Here is a 23,068-nt window from a genome sequence, read left to right as displayed (position 1 = left end):
ATTTTTCCTTTATTGCATATTAGGTCGCCGATTTAATCTCGATCAATATTAACGTTCCACCTCGACAACGATATTGGCCCAGTTTGCATGATCACCATGATTCTTCTCCAGAGCTGATACCTTAAAACGGATTTTTTTAACTCCTCGAACATCAATGCGTGTTTCAGGTAAGTGACGCTCGCTTCCATAAATTACCGGCGATTCCCATAGAAGCTGCCCATCTCCGAGCACCGAGAAAATGACATCAGCAGATTCTATACTGTCGTCCAAACCCGCTATAAACGAAAGGCTAGTGGCGTTATGAGGCAGAGTGAAGTCTATTTGAGAGTTTGCATGAGTCCCCAAGCCGGTTGCGTAACGCGTTCCTGCCATAGCTAAAGGCTTGCCAGAAAGATTTTTATTTATTTGCAGTTGTCCGAAATCCTGGCGTGCAAAATCCGGCCGAATATCGGTGAGGAGCATCTGATTTTCTTTCAATGAAGGATGATGGAGTACATTTCGCTGATGAAGATAAATGAACATTGTGGGCAATAATAAAATTAACAGCCAACCTGATAGATAGGGTGTGTGGATAACACGTTGGCCAACACCCTTGGCGAGTGTTCGTCCTTTTTCTTTGGTGAGAAGTTCAAAAATGTTATACCCAACAATAAATAAAACAATCCAGGAAATAGCTGGCCATATATAATTGGTTTCGATGCCCAGGGCCATGACAACATTAAATGCACAGGCAAAAGTGAAGCCTAATGCATAAAAAATTCTATTGGGGGTAACAGCGTAATAAGCCAGTGAAACAATAGCTGCCGGTAGAAGATAGCGCTCATGCATGGCAGGTAAAAAAGTAAAAAACGCAGCTGAGCAGGTTATTGCATAAAACAAGGTTTCGCTTAACTGGCACTGGAGAGATTGCTCAAAGTCTTTCTTGAAAAGACTGTGGATTCCCTTAATAAAAACCATTAAACACACAAGGAAAAATAGCAAAATGCCAAAATGTTTAGCTTTGAAAATGACCCCTGCAATGGAGTTGGGGTCTAGGCCAAACAGTACCAGATGGTCTGGCGTGGCATTGCCGGTCAATAAAATCCAGATATTTGCGGCCCCCATCGTTGAAAGACCGTACTGATCGATAACATTAATGTATGCAAGCTTGAATGCTGATATGAAATTGTCAGCGATTATTGATGGCAAGAAAGCTATGCCAATCGTTAGAACAGCTAAAACTGCGCCGATAAGATGATGCCTTGGATGACGGAAGAAAATAATTCCGAAGACGGGAGCAAAAGCTATCATCTGAAATTTCGTGAGCATTGCAAGTGCATATAAAGGCAAGCTTAAGACTCGCCATCGTGGACTGAAGCTGACAAGAATTGCAAAGAGCAAGGGTATCATCGGAGTGATATCAACCTGGCCCCATACCGGGCCTATCAATAACAGTGCTGGATTAAGGGTGGTTAAAAGGAGGGTTATGTGGAAATGAATTTTGTTATCGCTATATTTTTTCAATAAACCGAACATAATACCGGTCAGGATTAAATGGGAGAATATAACTGGTAGCTGAGTAAGAAATTTCAAATAGAGATTCACCTCTACCTGAAATCCAAAAAAATCGTATATTCGTCCCACCAAATAAAGCCAATGAATAAATATTGGTGGATAATTACCATTAAAGTCCTTGTAGCCATTCTGTGATAGCTGCCTTACCCAATCTTGCCAAAAACCAAGATCACTCTCATGTCCATCAAAAAAAAGTAGTAAAAGATTGAAAACTATTACAATGCAAAGATAAATTTGGAAAAAGACAGACAGTTGATAAGAGGTATAACCACCTGCTGCCGCAGTAGACGTTTTTCCTGAGTGCAGTTGCGCAGAAGGATCCATGCCACCGGATCTGATGTCAGTATGCTGCGGAAATGGAGTAGCAGTGTCTTGGTTCTGGCTTTCCTGTCGATTGGTGTCGTTCACAATATATTCTCCCTGTGTTTCATTCTTATTGTTCATTACTGACATCATCGGCTTTTCTGATGATGTTGCTGATATGGTATTTGGGTCGCCTTTTGCTTTCTGTATATAGTTTGCTTATATATTCTCCAATAACACCCAGACAAAGTAGTTGCACACTTCCTATAAACAATAGTGGTAAAAGTATCGACGCCCAGCCAGGAATGGCGTCGTCGGTAAAGAGGCGTGTCACCAAAACCCAGGCAATAATAAAAAGTGAAAACAAACTGGACAATAGTCCAATAACAGTAATCGCTCTTAACGGAACGGCTGAAAATGCAGTAATACCATTCCATGCAAATGACAGCATTTTTCGCAATGGATATTTGCTTTCCCCAGCCTCTCGTGCTTGACGTTCATATTCAACAACAGCAGAGGGAAAACCGACTTCTCTTACAATACCTCTTAAAAAGAGATTTGACTCTTCATATTGAAGTAAAGCATCTAATGCTCGGCGAGACATGAGGCGGAAATCTGCATGATTAAAAATCAGGTCTACGCCCATTTTCCGCATTAGATGATAATAGCCCTCGGCGGTAAAGCGTTTGAAAAAAGTGTCGGTAGTTCTTTCGGACCTTACGCCGTACACCACATCATTACCTTGATAAAACTCGTCAACCATATGCTCAATGTTCGCAGGGTCATCCTGCAAATCAGCGTCAATACTGACAATAAGATCTTCTTCCGTTGTGCATAGCCCAGCGTATAAGGCATTTTGGTGGCCTTTATTGCGAGACAACTTGATGGCAACAACATTTGGATATTCTTCGGCGGCAAGTTTGAGAAGAGACCAGGTAGAATCCTTGCTGCCGTCATCAACGAAATAAATTTTTGAAGAATTTGATATTTTATTTTCACGCTCCAGCTTATCAAGTAAATTTTGCAGGCTGGCAAGAGTTTTCGGAAAAACCTCTTCTTCGTTGTAACACGGAACCACAATGGCGAGCGAGGGGGTCTGGATTGTCATCTTTAGCTCCGATAAATCCATATCTTATGTAATAGAAAATTGACGAATAAGGTGATAATAGTTGCGCCGACCTGAGCTAATAGATAGTACAAGCCCAAGCTTAGGAATAAAGCGAAAGTTGAAGAATTGATTGCCAATCCAAGAGCGGCAACCAACATAAACTTCATGGCAGTTTCAATGTGGGATTTTTCACTGGCGAAAGTGAAATAATAATTCATGAGGTAGTTGTAGATAGCGGATAGTGCAAACGAAAGTGCAGATGCCAGGACTTCATTTAGATGACTAAATTCCACGAGCAAAAACAACAACACAAACTGCAATAGTGTTGCACTGCCGCCGACCATCACGAAACGTATCAAGTGGTTAAACATATTTTTATGGCAGGTATTTGTTCCTGGCCTCTTCTTCTATTATTTGAATTTGTTATTTGTTGAGTCAGCTTGTTGTCAGGAGCTGCCGGTGGTGCGTATTTGCATCGCTTAATAAGCGAACAGAGCATACAGTAAATGAATTGGAGTGTTAATTAGAATTGTTGAAAAACCGGCGGGATGAGATAGTTCCGAAGTGTATTTGCGGACTGTTTTTCATTTTGTGTTGGATGCTACGCGAACAGCGAGGATTCTAAGCCCACTTCACGGCAGCCCGAGCACGCTCGATATAGATATATTCCACTTTATGAGTCATAGGATGACAAGCGTGGCGCAGATGATGATGGTCGGGGGTTGAACCCATATATTCCCAACACTCACCATCATGGATACACAAATGGTCGCCGTTATTGATGCGATAGGTGGCCAATTCATCCCACATCTTGGGCCACTCAGCATGGCTGATATCGATATATTCCATAAGGTGCCCACCTCAATTAATGACTTTCTTTGCAACTTATTTTGGTTTATTAATTTATTTTGTCAAGAAAATTACTTATTGCATTGATAAATAAAGAGAAATTTTTATTTATATGTGGGGTGAGTCAATAAAAATATGAGCTTAACTGGGTAATTTGCTCAATTTTTAACAAGTAAATCATCTTTTTAATGCGGGTTTAAAGGGGTATAGTCTGGCTTGACTTTCCAGTTACGGAAAGGTTTAGCCCATGGCTGATACCATTCAGGAGTAGGTAATGAATATTGGTCAAGCTGCGGTACGTAGCGCTTTGAGTGCCAAAACCATTCGTTATTACGAGGACATTGGGCTGGTCATACCGCGCCGGCAGCCAGGTAACGACTACCGGGATTACACCGATGCCGATGTGGCGCAACTCAGTTTTTTACAAAGGGCGCGAGCTGTAGGTTTTGGTTTGGATGAATGCCGTGAGTTATTGGAGTTGTTTCGTAATCCTCATCGCCAGGCCGGCGAGGTTAAGCAGTTGGTGCTTGATAAGATGCGACAAATTGATGAGCAGTTGAGCACGCTCCAGCGCATGCGTGAGACCTTGGCGGACATGGCCGAGCGATGTTCAGGGGGTGAGTCCTCGCACTGCACAATTATAGAAAATCTCGCAGATCACCAAAAGCGGGGGGAGAAGAATCACTCAATGCCTTTCACGCTGGTGGAAAGCAGCGACAACTGAATGATCGTTATTCATCTAATAACCTGATTTCCCTACCACTTTGGCTTTTGAGTCAGGCCTGCAACTCATGTAGAATGCGCGCCTACTTTTAACCCGACCGGGCCCGCACCTGCCGGTTAAACCAGTTAAGCCTGCTATGGAAATCAACCCTTTACTGAATACCTTGAAAGACCTTACTGAGCGCACCCGTGTGCTTAGGGGGTATCTTTGACTACGATCACAAGAAAGAACGCCTGACCGAAGTGGAGATGGAGCTGGGGGAGTCCGCTGTGTGGGACAACCCGGAGCGAGCCCAGGCGCTGGGGCGTGAACGTTCCTCGCTCGAAATTGTGGTAAAAACCATCGAAGCGCTGGAGTCCGGTATCAGTGATTGCCGTGAGCTGCTGGACATGGCGGTCGAGGAAAACGACGAATCCAGTGTCAATGATGTTGCCGCTGAACTGGAGCGGCTGGACGAGCAGCTGCAAGCGCTGGAATTCCGCCGCATGTTTTCCGGTGATATGGACCCGAATAATGCCTTCCTTGATATTCAATCCGGCTCCGGCGGAACCGAAGCCCAGGACTGGGCCGAGATGGTGCTGCGTATGTACCTGCGCTGGGGCGAGGCCAAGGGTTTCAAGACGACCCTGGAGGAAGTCTCCGAAGGTGAAGTGGCCGGTATAAAAAGCGCCACGATTCGTTTCGAGGGTGAATATGCCTTCGGTTGGTTGCGTACCGAAACCGGCGTTCATCGTCTGGTGCGCAAATCGCCATTTGATTCCGGTAACCGCCGCCATACGTCCTTCTGTTCTGTGTTTGTCTCGCCGGAGATTGACGACAATATCGAGATCGAGATTAATCCGGCAGACCTGCGCATCGATACCTACCGCGCCAGCGGCGCCGGCGGTCAGCACGTTAACAAAACCGACTCGGCTATTCGTATCACCCACATCCCCACCGGGATTGTCGTGCAATGCCAGAGTGAACGTTCCCAACACCAGAACCGCGATCAGGCATACAAAATGTTGCGTGCAAGGATGTACGAGCAGGAGATGCTCAAGCGCAATGCCGACAAACAGGCCATGGAAGACAGCAAGGCTGATATCGGCTGGGGCAGTCAGATTCGCTCGTATGTACTGGATGATTCGCGTATCAAAGATTTGCGGACTGGTGTGCAAACCAGTAATTGCCAGTCTGTGTTGGACGGCGCGCTGGATCAATTTATTGTCGCCAGCTTGAAGGCCGGCCTTTAAATGATCTGACTTTCCTGACTAAACCTTGATTCATTAACCACTGAAATCCTAACCATTATGAGCAACGACATTACTCAGTCCCAAAGCCAGGCCCACGATGAAAATAAATTGATCGCCGAGCGCCGTAGCAAGCTGGATGCGATTCGCGAAAAGGGTAACGCTTTTCCCAACGACTTTCGTCGCGCGCACAAGAGCGTAGAACTTCAGCAAGCTTTTGGTGAGAAAACCAAGGAAGAGCTGGAGGCACTGGGCCATGTTGTTAGTGTGGCGGGGCGGATCATGGCCAAGCGCGGGCCATTTATGGTGCTGCAGGACGGCGAAGGTACGATTCAGTTGTATGCCGACAAACAGGCGCAAGAAAATATCAAGGAAACCTGGGGGTTGTGGGATATCGGCGATATCGTCGGTGCCAAAGGTGCGCTGCATAAATCCGGCAAAGGCGACCTGTACGTCAATCTCGAAGAATACCAGTTGCTGACCAAGTCCCTGCGTCCGCTGCCGGATAAATATCATGGCTTGAGCGATCAGGAAATTCGTTATCGTCAGCGTTATGTGGATTTAATTGTGAATCCTGAAGTGCGTGATACGTTCCGTTTGCGCTCCAAGTGTATCGACTTTATCCGCCGCTATATGAGCAGCCATGATTTTATGGAAGTTGAAACGCCCATGTTGCACGTGATTCCCGGTGGTGCCTCGGCGCGTCCCTTTGTTACGCATCACAATGCGCTGGATATTGAAATGTTTTTGCGCATCGCGCCGGAGCTTTATTTAAAGCGTCTGGTGGTTGGCGGTTTTGAGCGTGTGTTTGAAATTAACCGCAATTTCCGTAACGAGGGTACATCCACCCGCCATAACCCTGAATTTACCATGATGGAGTTTTATCAGGCTTACGCAGATTACAAAGACCTGATGGATCTCACCGAAGATATGCTGCGCAAGTTGTGTCAGGAAGTCATGGGTACCACGACTCTGACCTATCAGGACAGTGTGTACGATTTTGGTAAACCCTTTACACGTTTGTCCGTATTTGACGCAGTGCTGAAATACAATCCGCAGATTTCCCGTGAGCAGCTCAGCACCCTGGAGGGCGCGCGTCAGGCGGCTCGCGATCTTAATATCAAGATCAAAGACACCGATGGCCTGGGCAGAATCCAGATCGGAATCTTTGAAGAAACCGTCGAGCATAAACTGGACCAGCCGACCTTTATTACTGAATATCCCATTGAAGTATCCCCGCTGGCGCGCCGTAATGATCAAAATCCGGCAGTCACGGATCGTTTCGAGTTTTTTATCGGTGGACGTGAGTTGGCCAATGGCTTCTCCGAATTAAATGATGCAGAAGACCAGGCCGAACGTTTTATGCAGCAGGTCATCGAGAAAGATGCGGGTGATGATGAAGCCATGCATTTTGATGGTGATTATGTTCGCGCGCTGGAATACGGCTTGCCGCCAACGGCGGGCGAAGGCATCGGGATTGACCGGCTGGTGATGTTATTTGCCAATGCGCCGTCAATTCGTGATGTACTTTTATTCCCGCATATGCGGCCGGAATAAACGATTTATGGCTGAAATCCTGTGGCGCCTTCGGGCGCCACAGTTTTTTAGAACGCAGATCGCGCAGAACGATTGGTTAAATGTGCCTGGATGGATTGGTAAAACACTTGTCGGCGGGCAGGGTGACAGCAAGGGATTGTTGACTGAACGGACACACAAACGATAGCGCATAGGCTAACAGTTGTAGTGGCTCTGCTCCGGCTTTGCCGTACAAGCGATCACCGATGATAGGGTGGCCAAAGGTTGCAAGGTGGCGGCGAATCTGATGTTTTCTGCCGGTGTCGATATGGATATCAAGCAGCGTGCGTGAGGTAGCTTCGTCTGTTTGCACAGTATGTAGTCGGGTGATGGCGGATTTACCATCCAGGGGATAATCGAGTGTTACACCGCCGGCCGGAATTGCAGGTAAGCCGGTAACCCAGGCTTGGTAGCTTTTGCGAATGTCGCGGGATTGAAACAAGTGCGACAGGCGCGCGGCGCTTTGCTGGTCGTGGGCAATCAACATCAGCCCGGCCGCATCGGCGTCCAGGCGATGCACCAGAAAGCATTCCCGTTTGGGTTTGCCGTTAACCTCCACCCAGCGCAGCAAACTGCAGTGATCTCCCCATTGTGACCCCTGCGATAACATGCCATGGGGTTTGAACCAGATACTGTAACGCTGCGCATCATGGATTAATTGAGCGGCTTCGGGTTTGCGCGCAAGCACCTGTTCGTCGTAAAAAAGCTGTATCTTGCAGCCTTTGTTGAGCGGCTTGGTGGCACGGCGTAAGCGCAGGGTTTTACCTTTCAGGTTCCACCAGACGGCGCCTTTGTTCATAGCATCTTTTATGCGTTGACGCGAAAGGCCGGTACCTTCAGCAAGTATGTCCAGCGCTGTTTTTCCGGCCGTTTCTACGGTGAGCGCGAAGGTTTTGGGCGAAGACTGATCGGTCATAGTGGATGGTGTCGTAAAATTATTTAAAGGTATAGTCAACGTGGCTGAAAAGGCGACTATTTGTAAGGCGAATATTACGCTGTCTGATATGGATCGGCACTACTATGGTGATCTGAGCTTAACGATTGCCCAACATCCATCCGAGACGGCTGAACGGATGATGGTGCGGTTGCTGAGTTTTTGCTTTCGTGCGGCGGATAACCTGACCTTTACCCGCGGTTTGTCATCGGCTGATGAGCCGGACATCTGGCTTAAATCAGACGATGGCCGCATCCTGGAGTGGATAGAAGTCGGGCAACCGACGCCGGAGCGATTAAAAAAAGCCCAAGGGGTTGCGCAACAGGTATTGGTATTTGCGTATGGTCGAGGAATGGATATCTGGTGGAAAAACCATGCGCTAGCCATCCAGGGGTTATCCAAAGTGAAGGTGAGTTATTTTGATGCCGTTGAATTGCAAGACTTAACAAAACTTGCAGCAAAAACAATGAACCTTACAATTTCTATCACTGAGGCTATCGCTTATATATCCAGTGCTGATCACAATATCTGTGTCAGTTTACGCGATATGCCTTGAGCCGGCCCGGTGAAAACCGGTGCACAAAAATTAATTATTTTGCTTTCAGAAATCAGGGTTTTTATCTATGCATATCGTCGATATCACACTTGAAAATGCACAACAATTACTGATTGACGAATCCTTCACGCGTCCCGTACTGGTGGATTTTTGGGCTGACTGGTGCGGGCCCTGCAAATCATTAATGCCGATCCTTGAAAAACTTGCCACTGAATATCAGGGCTCTTTTTTGCTCGCCAAGGTGAATGCCGATGAGCAAAATATGATTGCTGCACAATTCGGTGTGCGCAGCTTACCGACCGTGATGCTGATCAAAGATGGTCAGCCGCTGGACGGATTTACCGGTGCGCAAACGGAGATTTTTGTGCGGCAAATGCTCGACAAGCATTTACCTAAAGCCTGGGAGAAAACCGTGCAACAGGCAAATGATCACATCGCAGCCGGTGATTTTGTCGCAGCCTTACCGCTCTTGCGTCAAGCTGTGGAAGAGTCAGGAAAGCAATCTGGAATTGTTATTCGTCTGGCGCAAACACTGCTGGAATTGAATCGTGTTGAAGAAGCCGAGAGCTTGCTTGCAGGTATTCGGATGGCCGATCAGGATGCACATTTTCAACAAGTGCAGGCCCAACTTCAGCTGAAAAAGCAAGCGGCAAAAACGCCCGAAGTAACAGCCCTGGAAACTGCACTGGAAGCCGACCCAACCAATCTGGATCTTGTATACCAGTTGGCCGTGCAGTTAAATCAGGAAGGTTACTACCGTAAATCCCTGGAATTGTTATTGCAGATTTTGCAAAAAAATCGCCAATTTTCTGATGGCGCCGCACGAAAAACGATGACAGATATCCTCGCTGCGCTGGGTAAAGGCGACCCCCTGGCAGTGGAATTTCAACGCAAATTATTTACATTGCTTTACTAGGGCTTGATTGGTCGATTAACAAGAAAACCGTTACACTCTTTTTGAAGCCACAGTCAATCCCGCTGCATGTTTAATGCAACATGAATGACATCGCGGTACCCATAACTGCTGTTAATCACATGACTCGCATTTCACGTCCGGCCAGGATGGTGAACTGGCTTCAGGTGGTAGAGGTAATCCGACACGACATCCAGTGGGCTAGAAGCAGCTAAAAAAGCAGCTATAAAAAAGCAGTTACATAGAGGACATCAATAATGGTGAAAACCTGCAAGATCGCAGTCTTCATCGCCGTCGCAACACTTGCAGCAAGCCTGATAGTCGCCTGCAGTAAATCGGATCAACAAGCATCCGGTGCTGCCATGTGTCATCTGCCGCTGTTTGTGCAACAACAAGGCGATAAATACCTGATCAAGCAAGGTGATCTCACCATGGAAGTCAATCCGGCAGTAGGCGGCAGGATTTCCTCGCTTAAACATGGTCGTCACGAACTCCTGATAACCCAGGAGCTGACCAACTCCATGTTGTGGGGCAGCATTCTGTGGTCGAGCCCGCAAAGTGAGTGGGGCTGGCCACCGGTTGAAGTGCTGGACCACAAACCCTATCGCGTCTCTGTGGAAGATAACCAATTGGTTCTTGCCAGTGAGATAGATCCAAAAACCGGGTACCAGTTTGTAAAAAGCCACCGGGTCAGCAACACCCGCAGCGATGTGTTTGTTATTACCTATTCCATCTATAACCATTCCGATAAAGCCAAAGCGGTAGCCCCCTGGGAATTAACCCGGGTACCGACCAGTGGTATTGTCTTTTATCCCAGCGGTGAGCGGCAGCAGGAAAGCGGCATCTTTTACCCCATGGAAATTCAAAAGATCGGGGATATCAGCTGGTTTCTGTATGACGACAAAAAGATCCGTGATGATCACCATAAGCTGATGACCGACAGTCGCGAAGGTTGGCTGGCTTATACGGATCGCGGTTATTTATTAGTGAAAGAATTTGCAGATGTGCCAGCCGAACTGATTGCGCTCAATGAAGGTGAAATCGAATTATTTACCGATGCCCATAAAACTTACCTGGAGCTGCAACAGCAAGGCAGCATGACCATGTTGCAGCCTGGTGAGCATCTGGATTGGGAAGTGACCTGGCATGTTAAAAAACTCCCGTCAGATATCTCGGTGTCGGTGGGGAGCGAGGAATTAGTGAATTATGTTCGCTATTTACTGACCGACCATTGATTCCCACCCTTTTTCATCGCGCAGGCTGCCGCTAATTCGTCCGGCAGCTTGACCTTAGCTTCCTTCCCCGAACTCATCTTGCGCTTCGTTTGTTTATCAGGCTTGATTTCGTCAGTTATCTTATGTGACCCACGTCTCATCCCCTCGGTTGTGAGTCCTGCCCCACATTCAGTGTCCTTTGCATCTTCGGTTGATGAACTTTGAAAGAATAGCTTTTTCGTTTTGAAAAAAATTCTACCCGTTTGTGCAATTTTCAATAATTGCGACACTTCATCCCCGCAAACCCCAGTAAATCCGGGGTTTTCAAGTTTGGCATCACCTTTGCAATAACCCATGCAGCCAGGTGATTCACGAAGTCCCGCTTAGCGCACGACTTCCTAAACCTGGGCAAAGCAAACAAATTTATTTAGGTGAGCCAGTGTGAATCCGTTTTTGCGCTGACTTATGGTTCCGGGTCATTTTGAGGTCATAAGCCATGTCTGAACTTCAGTATCAAAGCCAGTATGTTTCAGAGAAATTCCAGGGAGTTAAAGCGACTCGTTTTTCACAGGATCTCTACTCCCCCAAGCAAAATCACTTCATGGCGGTATTGCCTGTCAATGACTACGTTCGCATGCTGCCTCATATGGAGCTGGTCTCCATGAGCGTGGGCGAGGTGTTGCAACAAGCGGGCATGCCTATTGAGTGGATTTATTTCCCTATCACCAGTGTCGTCTGTCTGGGTTACATCACCGAGAATGGTGCTTCACCGGCTGTGGGTCTGGTCGGCCATGAAGGTTTTGTAGGAACAGCCTTTGTAATGGGTAGCGAGTCGTCTTCAACCCGCGCCGTGGTTCAAAGTGCCGGATTGGGTTATCGCATCCGTGCCAGCCTGGTGAAGAAAGAACTGCAACGTAACGGCGAATTTATGCGTATGGCGCTGTTGTACTGTCAGGCATTTATCACGCAAATTTCTCAGACAGCGGTATGCAACCGTCTGCACTCCGTGGATCAGCAATTGTGCCGCTGGTTGCTGATGAGCATGGACCGACTGGCTTTCAATGAAATCCACCTGACCCATGAACTGATTGCCAATATGCTTGGTGTACGCCGTGAAGGGGTTACCCAGGCAGCCGGCAAACTGCAGGCGAAAGGTTACATCCAATACAGCCGTGGCAAAATTCGTATTCTCGACCGTGCTGGCATCGAATCCGAAGTTTGCGAATGCTACGGTGTGGTCAATCACGAATACGCCCGTTTGCTGCCGCGCAAACCGCAGGTACCGGTAGCTCTGCCGCAGACGCGCAAAATCGCTGCCACTGCCGCTCGCGTGACCAGTATTACGGCCCGCAGCCAGGAAGCTAACCTGATCGCGGAAGGCGCTGCGCGTAACGGCAATGATGACGCCCAACGTGCACGTTACGCCCGGGCACGTTAAGTTTTAGCGAACAGGAATTTCCGGTGAACAATGACGTCCTGGAAGGCAAATGGAAGCAGTTGAAAGGTTCTATCCAAGCCAAGTGGGGCGAAATTACGGACGATGAGTTTGAACAGGTCAAAGGGAATCGTGAACGCCTTATTGGCTTGGTGCAGGAAAAATACGGTAAGAAAAAGGACGACGTCAGGAAAGAGGTTGACGACTATCTCAAGTCGATAAATTGATCTCATTACACAGGCTTGCGGAAGTGCAGGGACGCTTCCAGCCATGGACTACCCGTACCGTTTAGCATCGGTATTATTTAGAAAAATATACTCCCTTCGAATTATTCCCTTTATTCCCAGCCGTTGTTCTCGCCCCAGTTAATGTTCTAAATGGTTAAGGCATAGATTAAATCGCCGGTTGAGTAGCACGCTCCAATGCGGTGTTGAGCGCGGAAAGATCCAGCGGCTTGACCAGATGTGCATCAAAGCCCGCTTGATCAGCGCGTTGCTTGTCCGGTTGATTGCCGCTCAATGCAATGAGTTGAGCATCTTTTAAGCCTGCTTCACGCAGCCGTGCCGCCAGGCTATAACCATCCATATCCGGCAGGTTGATGTCCAGCAGGACGGCGATGGGTTGCAACGAGCGGAACACCTCCAGGGCTTCGGCACCGGTTTGCACAGCAAGCACTTGCCAGCCCAGGTGTTGAAGCAACATGGCTGTGGCTTCGCGGGCATCCTGATTGTCCTCGACCAGTAAGATCTGTTTGTTAGGTTCTGGCTTGGGGGGCTGTTGTGGATTCTGTTGCAGCAGTTTCTGAATCCGGGTTAACAGAGTGGCTGCGTCAATGGGTTTGCTCAGATAATCATCGCAGCCAGCGGCCAGGCATCGCTCCCGCTCGCCCCGAAGGCTGGCGGCGGTAAGCGCCAGGATTGGTTTTTGATACCCCTGGTCACGCAGTAAACGGGTGGCGGATAGACCATCCAGCACCGGCATCTGGGAGTCCATGATTAATAGATCAAAGCTGTCACCGTCAGCCGCTTTTCGCTGCACGAGGTCAATGGCTTCCTGGCCGTCACTGGCGTAAGTTACCCGACCACCGAAGCTGGTGATGAGGTGGCCCAGCAACATCCGGATATCCGGCAAGTCATCGGTGACCAGAACATGCCCTTTAAAACTGAAGGCTTTGGAGATGGTGGTGACATCCAGGGTGCTGCGGGAATCCAGCGGCCGGCGCTCGATACCCTCCAGGTTCCCCGGGTTGATATAGAGCGTAAACACGCTGCCGACACCGGGTTGGCTTTTCACACTGATATTCCCACCCAGGCATTGGGCCAGTTGCCGGCTGATAGCCAGCCCGAGGCCAGTCCCTTGTTGGCGGCTGCTGAGGGTATTGGTGACCTGGGTGAAGGGTTTGAACAAGCGCTCAATATCATTTTTGGAGATGCCGACACCGGTATCCCGAATTGAAAAGCGCAAATAGGTTTTGTTGCGCACCTGGGTTTCAGCAATATGTAAGGAAACTTCGCCTTCCTCGGTAAATTTGATGGCATTGCCCAACAGATTAAGCAGGATCTGGCGCAACCGCGTTGGGTCCGTCTTGATCTTCACCGGCAAGGCGGTTTTAGCCAACACATTCAAGCGCAGATTTTTATCCTGGGCGTTCACAGAGATAAGCGAGCAGATTTCATTCACAAAACTGTGCAGGTGGACGTCAAGTTGCTCAATCTCCAGTTTGCCGGCTTCAATCTTGGATAAATCCAGCACGTCGTTCAGTAAGCTTAAAAGATGGCGGCCGTTGCGCTTGATAATTTGCAGGTGATTTTTATCCGGCGCCTCATCTGCGGCTAACAGCAAATCGGTGTAACCCAGAATAGCCGTCAGCGGCGTGCGTAATTCGTGGCTCAGGTGCGCGAGGAACTCGCTTTTTGAACGGTTTTCGGTTTCGGCGCGCAAGCGTTCGACCCGCTCTGCTTCCATCTCACGGCGGGTGAGGGCATAGCGGATGGCGCGCGCCAACCCTTGGGCATTTAATTGGGATTTGACCAGATAGTCTTCGGCGCCGGCGTTCAGTGCTTCCTGGTCGAGCTGTTTATTGTCTTGCCCCGTCAGCATGATGATGGGGCCTTTGAAGCCGAGTTTCGGCGCTTCCCGCAGGAGCGATAGTCCATCCTCGGAGCCGAGGCGGTAATCCATCATGCACAGGTCGTGATTATTGCGCGCGAAATGTTTACGTGCTTCCTGGGGGGTTGACGCCCAGGTGAGGGAATATTCTCCCGCGATGATATCTTCCAATAAGCCTTGCGTCAGGACGTAATCGTCTTCGTCATCCTCCACGAGTAACAACTTCATACCTTGTGTGATAAGACCCTGACTCATTGACAATACCAACGCGCTCTGCGATTTCAGTAAATGGGATTAAATACCTGTGCGTTGCAATAGGCGGTAAGTTTCTTCATAAATTCCACCATGGCGCAAAAGGTGACAGGCTTGGTCTGGTAAAACGCAGCACCCAAATCATGACTGTATTGCAGATCTTCCTGTGAATTTGACGTTGTTAATATAACGACAGGAATTTTCAATAGATCCGGATCTGCTTTTAATTCTGCCAATACTTCCCGGCCGTCTTTGCGCGGCATATTCAAATCCAGCAAGATCAAGCCGGGTTTGGGGGCGGGCTGTTCTTTATAGCTGCCTTCGCCGCGCAGATACTCCATCAACTCAACGCCATCCTTAACAAAATGCATATCGTAGGTTTCTTTGCTTTCCAGCAGCGCTTCGTGTGCGAGCAGGCGATCATCCTCATCGTCATCAGCCATTAAAACGACAAATGGTTTATTACCTGAGAGCATGATGTGTTCCTGTACTGGTATAAAGTTGTGCTGCACTCTCTTGCCGTAGTGGAAGCCTGACGATGAAGGTTGCACTTTTGCCGGGGATGCTGCTGGCCTGAATCCTGCCGTGATGATGTTCAACAATACGGCGACAAATTGATAAGCCTATTCCGGTGCCTGGGTATTCATCTTTTCCATGCAACCGTTGAAAAGGCGTAAAGATACGATCAATGAATTTTTCATCAAAGCCGATGCCATTATCAATAACCTGCATCTCAAACCAGCCGGCATCGGTGGCGTTTTCCTCGGGTAATATAATCCGCGTCAGAATATTAATGACCGGGGTTCTGTCAGCGGGAACAAATTTTATCGCATTACCTACCAGGTTTTGTAGCAATTGGCGCATTTGTGTTGGATCTGCCTCGATAGTTGGCAGGGGATCGGCATTCACTTGTGCGCCTCTGGCCTCAATGGTGACGTATAGGTCTTCCAGTACGTCTTCGAGAATTTCCTGCAAGGAAACCTGTTCAAATTTCCTGGCCTGGCTGGAGATCCTGGAAAACGTCAGTAAATCTTCGATCAGGCGGGACATGCGCGCCGCAGCGACTTGCATGCGGCGAATGTAGTCTGCCCCGTCACCCAGTTGCGCTGCGTATTTTTGTTCCAGGCGGTCGCCAAAAGAACGAATCTTGCGCAGCGGCTCCTGCAAATCGTGGGAGGCTACAAAAGCAAAATCCTGCAATTCACGGTTACTGCGTTGCAGTTCAACAGCATAACGCTCCAGTGCCAGGGTGCGATCCGCCACCAAAGCTTCAAGTTTCTCTGCATCTTCCCGCTGCTTTTTCAACGCTCTGCCGACCAGCACAAAAATAATGCCGGCGAGGACGAGCCCGAGCACAGTGGCAAATATCTGGGTGATGATCACCTGCTGCTGAACCTGGTTAGCTTCCGCCCGTTGCTGTTTAAGCCGATCGTAGGCGGTTTGTTGTAATTCGCTGACCAGCGAACGGATTTGGCGCATCAGTGAATTACCCTCATCCGTTAGAAACAGCTTCAACGCCGCGCCTTCTTTATGCTGTTTGCGCAACTGGATTGTTTTCTCCATTTCTTGCAACTTGGCTTGCGTCAATTGAATCAGGGTAAAGATACGCGGGCGTTGCGTAGCCAGGTTCGCTTCCAGTTCCAGCAATTGGTTCAGGTGAACATTAATTTTCTTGGTGGCAATATCATAAGGCTCGAGGTAGGAATCTTCCCCGGAGATTAAAAAGCCGCGCTCGCCGGTTTCGGCATCCTGAATCGCAGAAAAGGTATCCTTGATGATATTAAGCGTATTGAGGGTTTTATGGACTTTATCTTCGTTGGTAATGAGCGTGAGTATGGCGTGATAGGAAATCACACCATTGGTTAACAGCAGCGCCAGCATCAGACAAAAACTGGCAAGCCAACTGTAACTTGGAAAAATTATGCGCGAAGAAAAAAGCGTCATTCAATTACCTGATCTCTAGGTCGGCGGGCTCAACTCATTCAGCAGTGCAGCGCAACGTTTACACTCTTGCAGGATACGTTCAAGACTCATCAGGATGTCATTAGGATCCTGCTGTTTTTGAAGCTGCAAGCGCGCGAGTTCGGCATTGACAGATATTGTGTTGAGTGGATTACGCAGTTGATGGGCTACGTGTGCAAGCTGGTCTTGGGGAATGTTCATCGTTCAACCTCGTCCTGCAGTTGCTTTTCATAGTTATTCAAACGGTTGTAAAGCGTTTTAAGGCTGACGCCGAGCATCTCCGCTGCCCTGGGCTTGTCGCCATCGACCTGTTCAAGAGTCAGGGTAATCAATTCGCGTTCCACTTCTTCAATGGTTTTGCCCGGGATCAGTCCCTGGGTTTTCTTACGTTCGCGCGCAAAAGGAGAAGCCAGTTCAGTCGGCAGGATGAGCTCGCTGCTCTCGGGGTCGCTCATGATAAAGGCTCGATGGATCGCATGACGCAGTTCGCGCACGTTGCCCGGCCAATCATATTGAGTTAAGCGGTGCAGGGACTCCTGACTCAGTGACAGGTTGCAGTCGTTCTGCAAATTCAGTTCGTGAAGAAACGATTTGGCGAGCAGTTCGATATCGCCCGTCCGTTCGCGCAAGGGAGGAATGGCAATAGGGAATACCGCAAGACGAAAATAAATGTCTTCACGTAAACATTCCTCTTCTGCCAGTTGCTCGGTTGTTCGATTGGTGGCCGATATCACGCGACAATTAACAGCAATTTCCTGAGCGCCGCCCAAACGTGTCACTCTTTGAGTTTCCAAAACGCGCAGCAGGTTGGGTTGCATATCAATAGGCATTTCAGTGATTTCATCAAGGAACAAGGTTCCACCGTCAGCCTGCTCAAATAAACCTTGCTTGCGCGCGATAGCGCCGGTGAAGGCACCTTTTTCATGTCCGAATAATTCACTGCCGATCAGTTCGCGTGAGGCGGCGCCACAATTCCATGCCACAAAGGCACCTTCACAGCCCGATGCATGATGAATGGCGTTTGCAACCAATTCCTTACCGACGCCACTTTCGCCTTGCAGTAAAACGTTTGCTTTGGTGGCGGCGACTCGTTTGATCATCTGATACAGCTTATGCATGGTCGGTGATTCGCCGATCAGTACATTGAAATGTTTTTCTACCTGACTGCTGCCCGGCGTGTTTTTCTTTTCGATGCGTCCGATAAGCGCTTGCAATTGTTCCAGGTCGATGGGCTTGATCAGATAGCTGATATTGGGCCCCATCACTTTTTTGACCAGGGATTTGACCGCCGAGTTACCCGTGATAATGGTAATGTGCGCAGGACGTTGGCTTTCGGGGATATTTTCAAGCACCTGAAAACCGCTGCCGTCGGGCAGCATCAGGTCGAGCAGCAGGATATCGAAACGTTGTTTGGACAGCGCTGCGCCGGCCTCGGCCAGGTTGTCGGCTATGGTGACCTCATGGCCCATAATATTGAGCAGCTCACCGGTCGCCTGGGTGAAGTTTTTATCATCATCTACCAATAAAATTAATGCCACAGGGTTTCCCTTATTACAGATGATTAGGCTATTGACTATAACAATTAAGATCTGGAGTGACTAGGCGCTGGAGAATGCGTATATCACAGAATACTAGGGTTTGGCTAAAAAAACGTCAGTTTTGTAAAAATGACATCCTTGATTGGCAATATTTCCAAGAAAAAGTGTCCTGCTTGCTTTCGGCTTTGGCAGGCTGTGCCACGGACCTCGGAATAATGGGTATTATCGCCGAAATTCCAAGGCTGGCATATGGCTTGCTACTCATAATATCGACGCCATCCCTTTTGCGATTTTCGGGAAACAGTTAAGCGCGTTAAAAACGACTTATATTATGAACAGGAGATTTCAATGAACACGTTTGTGAAATTTATTATGGCAATGTCGCTGGCAGGTTTTTTAATTGGCTGCGATAAAGGTCCTGCAGAAAAAGCCGGGGAAAATATTGATGAAGCCGTGGAAGAAGTCCAGGACGAAGTTGATGATGCGACCTAATAGCCAGGCGCACAAAAGCGAGATCTAATCAGAAGCAACATCTGAATCGTTGCTTGATAAGTCCGGCCAAGAGAACACTCTTGGCCGGATTTTTTTTGGAGTAAGAAAAGTAGGCGTCGTCGTCTCCATGTCAACCTTTGCCTTGCCAGGATGTTAATTACCAGACTTTCTATTAAAAGCTTCTAGCTAACTATTAAAAGCTCCTAGCTAAAAAGATGCTGTAAAAGCTACCAAACTTTGTAAGAAATATTTCAATTACGTGTAAAACATTTCTTCTGCTTTGCTTGTTTTTTCATCGCTTTGTTCATTATTAATAAGAATTACGCTTATTTTCCTTAATGGTTGGTTGTTGGCACAGGCCTTGCTCTTACCTATTTTGAAATTTATAGATAAAGGAGAATCCACATGATTTACAAAACTTCAGCTCTGTTGTCCCTGGCTCTGTGTTCATCACTTGCCGTCGCGCAAACTTCCAGTTATGAAACTGACGATGGATGGCGGTTCAATCCGGAATTTTCCATCGGTGCTGGTTATGGTATGACGAAGCTTAAGGATGGCGATTTTGATGAAGACGAAGCGGCAAAGAAAGCCTTTGCTATCGTCAAGTTTAACGAGTTTATCGGCTTGGAAGGTGCGTACATCGATTTCGATGAGGCGGGCAACGACCAGCTGAGTTTCGACCCCAAAGGTGTAACCCTTGGGTTAATTCTGGAGGCGCCCATTAGCCAGACATTTTCCGTGTATGCCAAAGGCGGTCAAATGTGGTGGGACGGTGATGCGCGTCTTGAACTCGGTCCAATTGATGTGGCCGATGACTACGACGGAGATGAAACCTTCTGGGGCGTGGGTACCAAGATCCGTCTGGCCGAAAATCTCGATTTAAAGATTGAGTATGAGCGCTTTAACTTCGAAATCTCACGGAATGAAATTGACGTGTTGCAGCCGGAAGATATCGACATGGATGTGGACTTTGCAAGTATTAATTTACAATTTACGTTTTAAAGGATTGTTAGGGAACTTACTAAGGGATTTTAAAAGGCTAACACATTACATTGGCATAGAGCACAGGGAAGCGTGCTCTTGACAATGAGACATCTAGAAGAGGAATGACATCATGTTAGGTTGGAGTGTAATATTTTTCATCCTTGCTATTGTCGCCGCCTTGTTCGGTTTTGGCGGAATTGCAGCAAGTATGGCGGGCATTGCAAAAATTCTGTTCTTTATTTTTCTGGTTATGTTGCTGGTTTCTATCATTATGGGTTTGCTGTCTAAACGGCCTGGTCATCGGTGATATGAAACGTAAATAGTGACTCAATATTATCAACAATGCATTGGAGGTATTTATGTCCAAGCTAGCGCAGATTGAAAATGATCCTACCGTGAAAAAAGCCAGTGGCGCGGCCCATGAAGCTGTTGGTGTTATCGCCTCGAAGCTTGCTGGTACGGAAGAAAAGTTACGTCATGTTGCAGCGGAAACGGCCCATCGTTTGTCCGAGTCTCAGGAAAAGGCGCGCGTCCAGGCCAAAAAGTCCATGCAGTACATAAAAGTTACCAGCCGAAAAAATCCGCTGTTAGTCGCTGGTATCGCTTTTGCTGTTGGTGCTTTAGCCGCCGCCTTCTTTCGCAGTGGAAAGGATCGGGATTGACCTGGTGTCGGTCTAATCAGGAGTAGCCAAGGAGAGGAACTGGAATAAAGTAAAAGCCCGTCTAATCACACACGGGCTTTACTTGCCTGCAAACTTTCCTATCCCTTTTCCCTTACCGATACCTCTTTCTCGCTTTTTGACGCCTTATTTTTTCCTGCTCTTCTTTTGCTTTGGCTTTAAGGGCCTCGTCAATTTTTGCTGCTTCCTCTTCAGCGGTGGTCATTTCCGGAGTTTCCAGGCTAACGGGTCCTAAAAGCCCTGCACGCAATTCGTTGATCAATAACGCCGACACTTTTTGTAACTCAACGCCACCACCTTTGCGAATACAACCGCGTTTAATGCCGATGGCTTCGAGTAGCTCGATGTCTGTTTCAGGCAGGCTTTCCAGGTTGTAACGGTCTTGCAATGCCGATGGGTAGGCTTTCAACAAATAGTCAGCAGCAAATAACGCGATATCGGCATAATCAAAGACGGTATCTTTAATCGCCCCGGTTACAGCCAGGCGATATCCACACGAGGGCGGACTAAGTTTAGGCCACAAGAACCCGGGGGTATCGGTCAACAACATATTGCTAGGCAGTTTGATTTGCTGCTGGGCTTTGGTAACGCCGGCTTCATTGCCGGTTTTGGCAATGATACGTCCGGCCAGGGTATTGATGATGGTGGACTTACCAACGTTAGGAACGCCCATAATCATCGCCCGCACGCCACGGATTTCCAGATTACGGTGGGGTAAAAGCGTTTCGCATAGCGTTAACAATTGGCGAATTTTGTCGGGGGCTTCCTGTGTTACCGGCAGTGCTCGAATACCGCGTTCCTGTTCCATCTGTGCGACCCAGCGATCAGTGATGTCCGGGTCGGCCAGGTCAGCTTTATTGAGCAATTTAATGCAGGGCGTGTCGCCGCGTAGTTCTGGTACCAGGGGATTTTCGCTGGAGAAGGGAATGCGAGCATCCAGTACCTCGATGATCACATCCACCAGGGGCATAACTTCCGCAATATCCTTGCGGGCTTTATGCATATGGCCGGGAAACCAGTTAATAATTGACATGCGTATGCTCTGTTGAGGTTTCTGTTGCGGTATAGGAGGCGCATTTTAACAGTATTTACGATGGACACCATGCAAGCCTTGGGCAGATACGATGGCAAAAAGAATGTTAGCTGCCAGACGGATAACGGCAGGCGGAGCGGATAAGCTGAACATGTTGTGGACATCTAACGAACAAAAGAGGCAATAACCATGGATACTACCTTGACCCTTGCTCCCTTGATTTCCCTGATCGCCGGCATTCTGATTCTTTTGATGCCCAAATTGCTGAACTATATTGTTGCTGTCTATCTGATCGTCATCGGCCTTATCGGTATTCTTGGCGATTTGAATCTGTTATAGCAGTGAACTCGTGCAGGTACGCGATGATTGGATGCGATGCCTGCACGGGTTTGATGGGGGAATGAATTACTCCGGGGTCGATGGGGAAGGAGTAGGTTTTTTGCGGGGCTTGAACATATTGGATGTCATCAATTGTTCTGCCAGCGGCAAGATAGACATGCGGTGACGCATAAACAGGCTCGCACCGGCGAATGCCATAGCCCCAAACCTCGCTGGCCCCACATACCATAAGGCGGCCACAGTAGCGGCGGATGCCAACGGATGTCTGGTAAGGGTTTTCAGCAGTATGCTACGCGGGAAATCACCTTCAGTGACTTCTTTCTCATAAGCTTCCTGATCATGTTTTAATTTCCAGGATGTACGGGAAATCTCCAGGACACTGCCGATAGTATCGCGCAAATGTTCCTGATCTTTGATATGGGTCATAAGGATTCCTTGAGAAACTTTATATCTTCAGCCAGGTGATGCTTGGTAACAGCAAAGGCTTCCTGTTTGGCGGGGCGGCTCGCCATATAAATGGCTAACCCGGCGATCACTACATCAACAAATAAGACACCGGCTACGGCCCACGCCTGAAACTCGGTATGCCAAAAAGAGGCCAATATCGCCACGTGGGCCATGGCTAACGCGAACAGAGCAAATACCGCTCCCACTCCTACCCATATGAGACGACGAATGATTAGCGACGTCTCGATCTTTGTTTCGGCTGCCACCAACTTACTGTAAAGCTCAACGCGGTCCAGCAGCATAGCGGCGTTAGCTTTGAGATTGCGAAGTCCTGTAATCATTGTTCTATCCCATAAGGGTAAAAAGTGGAAAAGGCTAAGCATCAACGGCGGCTGATCAATGCGCCCAGCACCAAACCAGCCAATGCTGCAATACCGACAGATTGGAAGGGATGGTCTTTAATCAGCTTCTCGGTGTTATCAACACCTTTGTGCGCAGCCACTGAGGCGTCTTCTGATAAATGATGCAGCTTTTCTTTTGCGACGGTCAATTTCTCAGACATTTGCTGACGAATAGCGGTCAGCTCCTGACCCGACAATTTACCCGCACGGGCTACCAATTCCTGGAGGTCAGCCATGATATTGTTGAACTCGGTTCTTGCTGCCGAGCCCAGTTCATCGCCCGCGCTCATGGCAGCATCGACCAGGTTATTGGCAGAAGTCTTGGAACGTTCGGCCAGTTTTTCCGCGGAGCGTGCAGCGCCATTGCCGGTAGGGGAGGTGGTTGTAGTATCTGAAATAGTCATAGCGGCCATCCTTTTTAGTGAGTTAAACAAAGT

28 protein-coding genes are annotated in these 23,068 nt (G+C 48.3%); 13 read left to right on the top strand and 15 right to left on the bottom strand.

Features of this window, described 5'->3' with window-relative positions; genetic code table 11:
- Window positions 1–48: 48 nt before the first annotated feature.
- From ACSV5M_RS06990 to ACSV5M_RS06975, 4 genes are all read right to left on the bottom strand, one after another.
- Window positions 49–1,998, bottom strand: a complete 1,950-nt coding sequence (locus ACSV5M_RS06990; protein ID WP_439174952.1) for an NPCBM/NEW2 domain-containing protein — start codon at window positions 1,996–1,998, stop codon at window positions 49–51.
- Window positions 1,988–2,965 (bottom strand): glycosyltransferase family 2 protein, encoded by a 978-nt coding sequence (locus tag ACSV5M_RS06985; RefSeq protein WP_439174951.1) that lies wholly within the window; start codon window positions 2,963–2,965, stop codon window positions 1,988–1,990. The genes ACSV5M_RS06990 and ACSV5M_RS06985 overlap by 11 nt, the downstream gene beginning before the upstream one ends.
- A 2-nt stretch (window positions 2,966–2,967) precedes the next feature.
- Window positions 2,968–3,309, bottom strand: coding sequence for a GtrA family protein (locus ACSV5M_RS06980; protein WP_439175241.1), 342 nt, complete (start codon window positions 3,307–3,309; stop codon window positions 2,968–2,970).
- 277 nt (window positions 3,310–3,586) lie between these two features.
- Window positions 3,587–3,814, bottom strand: a complete 228-nt coding sequence (locus tag ACSV5M_RS06975) for a 4-diphosphocytidyl-2C-methyl-D-erythritol kinase (protein WP_439174949.1) — start codon at window positions 3,812–3,814, stop codon at window positions 3,587–3,589.
- A 274-nt stretch (window positions 3,815–4,088) separates the two neighbouring features.
- Between ACSV5M_RS06975 and cueR the strand changes: the two genes are divergently transcribed.
- The 3 genes from cueR (at window position 4,089) to lysS (ending at window position 7,324) form a co-directional block, all read left to right on the top strand.
- On the top strand, window positions 4,089–4,538 hold the full coding sequence (gene cueR / locus ACSV5M_RS06970) for a Cu(I)-responsive transcriptional regulator (RefSeq protein WP_439174948.1): 450 nt from the start codon (window positions 4,089–4,091) through the stop codon (window positions 4,536–4,538).
- Between the two features lie 136 nt (window positions 4,539–4,674).
- A protein-coding gene (prfB, locus tag ACSV5M_RS06965; RefSeq protein ID WP_439174945.1) for a peptide chain release factor 2 occupies window positions 4,675–5,770 on the top strand; the annotation gives its coding sequence in 2 pieces (ribosomal slippage) (window positions 4,675–4,746 and window positions 4,748–5,770; 1,095 coding nt in all).
- Window positions 5,771–5,827: 57 nt separating this feature from the next.
- The gene (lysS, locus tag ACSV5M_RS06960) at window positions 5,828–7,324 is read left to right on the top strand and encodes a lysine--tRNA ligase (RefSeq protein ID WP_439174944.1); all 1,497 of its coding nucleotides are present in this window, start codon (window positions 5,828–5,830) and stop codon (window positions 7,322–7,324) included.
- Window positions 7,325–7,400: 76 nt separating this feature from the next.
- On the opposite strand, the gene ACSV5M_RS06955 is transcribed toward lysS, so the two are convergent.
- Window positions 7,401–8,258 (bottom strand): RluA family pseudouridine synthase, encoded by an 858-nt coding sequence (locus tag ACSV5M_RS06955; RefSeq protein WP_439174943.1) that lies wholly within the window; start codon window positions 8,256–8,258, stop codon window positions 7,401–7,403.
- A 40-nt stretch (window positions 8,259–8,298) separates the two neighbouring features.
- Between ACSV5M_RS06955 and ACSV5M_RS06950 the strand changes: the two genes are divergently transcribed.
- From ACSV5M_RS06950 to ACSV5M_RS06940, 3 genes are all read left to right on the top strand, one after another.
- Window positions 8,299–8,832 carry a YaeQ family protein gene (locus tag ACSV5M_RS06950; RefSeq protein WP_439174941.1) on the top strand — a complete coding sequence of 178 codons (534 nt, stop codon included), beginning with the start codon at window positions 8,299–8,301 and terminating at the stop codon, window positions 8,830–8,832.
- Between the two features lie 67 nt (window positions 8,833–8,899).
- Window positions 8,900–9,748, top strand: a complete 849-nt coding sequence (gene trxA / locus ACSV5M_RS06945; protein ID WP_439174939.1) for a thioredoxin — start codon at window positions 8,900–8,902, stop codon at window positions 9,746–9,748.
- Window positions 9,749–10,002: 254 nt separating this feature from the next.
- Window positions 10,003–10,980 carry a DUF4380 domain-containing protein gene (locus ACSV5M_RS06940; protein WP_439174937.1) on the top strand — a complete coding sequence of 326 codons (978 nt, stop codon included), beginning with the start codon at window positions 10,003–10,005 and terminating at the stop codon, window positions 10,978–10,980.
- On the opposite strand, the gene ACSV5M_RS06935 is transcribed toward ACSV5M_RS06940, so the two are convergent.
- Window positions 10,959–11,315: a hypothetical protein gene (locus tag ACSV5M_RS06935; RefSeq protein WP_439174934.1), complete on the bottom strand. Its 357-nt coding sequence runs from the start codon at window positions 11,313–11,315 to the stop codon at window positions 10,959–10,961. The two genes, ACSV5M_RS06940 and ACSV5M_RS06935, sit on opposite strands and share 22 nt — an antisense overlap.
- 140 nt (window positions 11,316–11,455) lie before the next feature.
- Here ACSV5M_RS06935 and ACSV5M_RS06930 point away from each other — a divergent pair, with 140 nt between their 5' ends.
- Window positions 11,456–12,397 carry a Crp/Fnr family transcriptional regulator gene (locus ACSV5M_RS06930; RefSeq protein ID WP_439174932.1) on the top strand — a complete coding sequence of 314 codons (942 nt, stop codon included), beginning with the start codon at window positions 11,456–11,458 and terminating at the stop codon, window positions 12,395–12,397.
- Window positions 12,398–12,420: 23 nt separating this feature from the next.
- Window positions 12,421–12,621 carry a CsbD family protein gene (locus tag ACSV5M_RS06925; protein ID WP_439174929.1) on the top strand — a complete coding sequence of 67 codons (201 nt, stop codon included), beginning with the start codon at window positions 12,421–12,423 and terminating at the stop codon, window positions 12,619–12,621.
- A 166-nt stretch (window positions 12,622–12,787) separates the two neighbouring features.
- On the opposite strand, the gene ACSV5M_RS06920 is transcribed toward ACSV5M_RS06925, so the two are convergent.
- The 5 genes from ACSV5M_RS06920 to ACSV5M_RS06900 are packed head-to-tail and all read right to left on the bottom strand — an operon-like array spanning window position 12,788 to window position 18,255.
- Window positions 12,788–14,758 (bottom strand): response regulator, encoded by a 1,971-nt coding sequence (locus ACSV5M_RS06920; protein ID WP_439174927.1) that lies wholly within the window; start codon window positions 14,756–14,758, stop codon window positions 12,788–12,790.
- Between the two features lie 26 nt (window positions 14,759–14,784).
- Window positions 14,785–15,231: a response regulator gene (locus ACSV5M_RS06915; RefSeq protein WP_439174924.1), complete on the bottom strand. Its 447-nt coding sequence runs from the start codon at window positions 15,229–15,231 to the stop codon at window positions 14,785–14,787.
- Window positions 15,218–16,699 carry a sensor histidine kinase gene (locus tag ACSV5M_RS06910; protein ID WP_439174922.1) on the bottom strand — a complete coding sequence of 494 codons (1,482 nt, stop codon included), beginning with the start codon at window positions 16,697–16,699 and terminating at the stop codon, window positions 15,218–15,220. The genes ACSV5M_RS06915 and ACSV5M_RS06910 overlap by 14 nt, the downstream gene beginning before the upstream one ends.
- A gap of 15 nt (window positions 16,700–16,714) precedes the next feature.
- Window positions 16,715–16,918 (bottom strand): histidine kinase dimerization/phospho-acceptor domain-containing protein, encoded by a 204-nt coding sequence (locus tag ACSV5M_RS06905; RefSeq protein WP_439174920.1) that lies wholly within the window; start codon window positions 16,916–16,918, stop codon window positions 16,715–16,717.
- Window positions 16,915–18,255 carry a sigma-54-dependent transcriptional regulator gene (locus ACSV5M_RS06900; protein ID WP_439174919.1) on the bottom strand — a complete coding sequence of 447 codons (1,341 nt, stop codon included), beginning with the start codon at window positions 18,253–18,255 and terminating at the stop codon, window positions 16,915–16,917. Before ACSV5M_RS06900 ends, ACSV5M_RS06905 begins: the two co-directional genes overlap by 4 nt.
- 348 nt (window positions 18,256–18,603) lie before the next feature.
- On the opposite strand from ACSV5M_RS06900, the gene ACSV5M_RS06895 reads away from it, so the two are divergent.
- The 4 genes from ACSV5M_RS06895 to ACSV5M_RS06880 all read left to right on the top strand — a co-directional run bounded on the left by ACSV5M_RS06895 (window position 18,604) and on the right by ACSV5M_RS06880 (window position 20,393).
- Entirely contained in the window at window positions 18,604–18,747 is a 144-nt protein-coding gene (locus ACSV5M_RS06895) for a hypothetical protein (RefSeq protein WP_439174918.1), read from the top strand.
- A gap of 405 nt (window positions 18,748–19,152) precedes the next feature.
- Window positions 19,153–19,749, top strand: coding sequence for an outer membrane beta-barrel protein (locus tag ACSV5M_RS06890; protein WP_439174917.1), 597 nt, complete (start codon window positions 19,153–19,155; stop codon window positions 19,747–19,749).
- A gap of 112 nt (window positions 19,750–19,861) precedes the next feature.
- Window positions 19,862–20,038 (top strand): DUF1328 domain-containing protein, encoded by a 177-nt coding sequence (locus tag ACSV5M_RS06885; protein WP_087465979.1) that lies wholly within the window; start codon window positions 19,862–19,864, stop codon window positions 20,036–20,038.
- 52 nt (window positions 20,039–20,090) lie between these two features.
- Window positions 20,091–20,393: a hypothetical protein gene (locus ACSV5M_RS06880; RefSeq protein WP_439174916.1), complete on the top strand. Its 303-nt coding sequence runs from the start codon at window positions 20,091–20,093 to the stop codon at window positions 20,391–20,393.
- A gap of 112 nt (window positions 20,394–20,505) precedes the next feature.
- On the opposite strand, the gene ylqF is transcribed toward ACSV5M_RS06880, so the two are convergent.
- A complete protein-coding gene (gene ylqF, locus ACSV5M_RS06875; RefSeq protein WP_439174915.1) occupies window positions 20,506–21,444 on the bottom strand; it encodes a ribosome biogenesis GTPase YlqF in 939 nt (312 codons plus the stop codon).
- Between the two features lie 189 nt (window positions 21,445–21,633).
- Here ylqF and ACSV5M_RS06870 point away from each other — a divergent pair, with 189 nt between their 5' ends.
- Complete coding sequence (locus ACSV5M_RS06870; protein WP_439174914.1) at window positions 21,634–21,783, top strand: DUF3096 domain-containing protein; 150 nt, start codon at window positions 21,634–21,636, stop codon at window positions 21,781–21,783.
- Window positions 21,784–21,849: 66 nt separating this feature from the next.
- Here ACSV5M_RS06870 and ACSV5M_RS06865 read toward each other — a convergent pair whose 3' ends face one another.
- From ACSV5M_RS06865 to ACSV5M_RS06855, 3 genes are read right to left on the bottom strand one after another with little or no spacing between them, the layout of a single operon-like run.
- Window positions 21,850–22,209, bottom strand: a complete 360-nt coding sequence (locus tag ACSV5M_RS06865) for a hypothetical protein (protein ID WP_439174913.1) — start codon at window positions 22,207–22,209, stop codon at window positions 21,850–21,852.
- Window positions 22,206–22,571, bottom strand: coding sequence for a phage holin family protein (locus ACSV5M_RS06860; RefSeq protein ID WP_439174912.1), 366 nt, complete (start codon window positions 22,569–22,571; stop codon window positions 22,206–22,208). Before ACSV5M_RS06860 ends, ACSV5M_RS06865 begins: the two co-directional genes overlap by 4 nt.
- Window positions 22,572–22,612: 41 nt before the next feature.
- Window positions 22,613–23,035, bottom strand: coding sequence for a DUF883 family protein (locus tag ACSV5M_RS06855; protein WP_439174911.1), 423 nt, complete (start codon window positions 23,033–23,035; stop codon window positions 22,613–22,615).
- Window positions 23,036–23,068: the final 33 nt, after the last annotated feature.

This window comes from Cellvibrio sp. ARAG 10.3, assembly GCF_051846955.1.
Lineage (GTDB): Bacteria > Pseudomonadota > Gammaproteobacteria > Pseudomonadales > Cellvibrionaceae > Cellvibrio.
The sequence above is the reverse complement of the archived record's forward strand: the minus strand, read 5'-3'. Positions and strand labels throughout refer to the sequence as shown.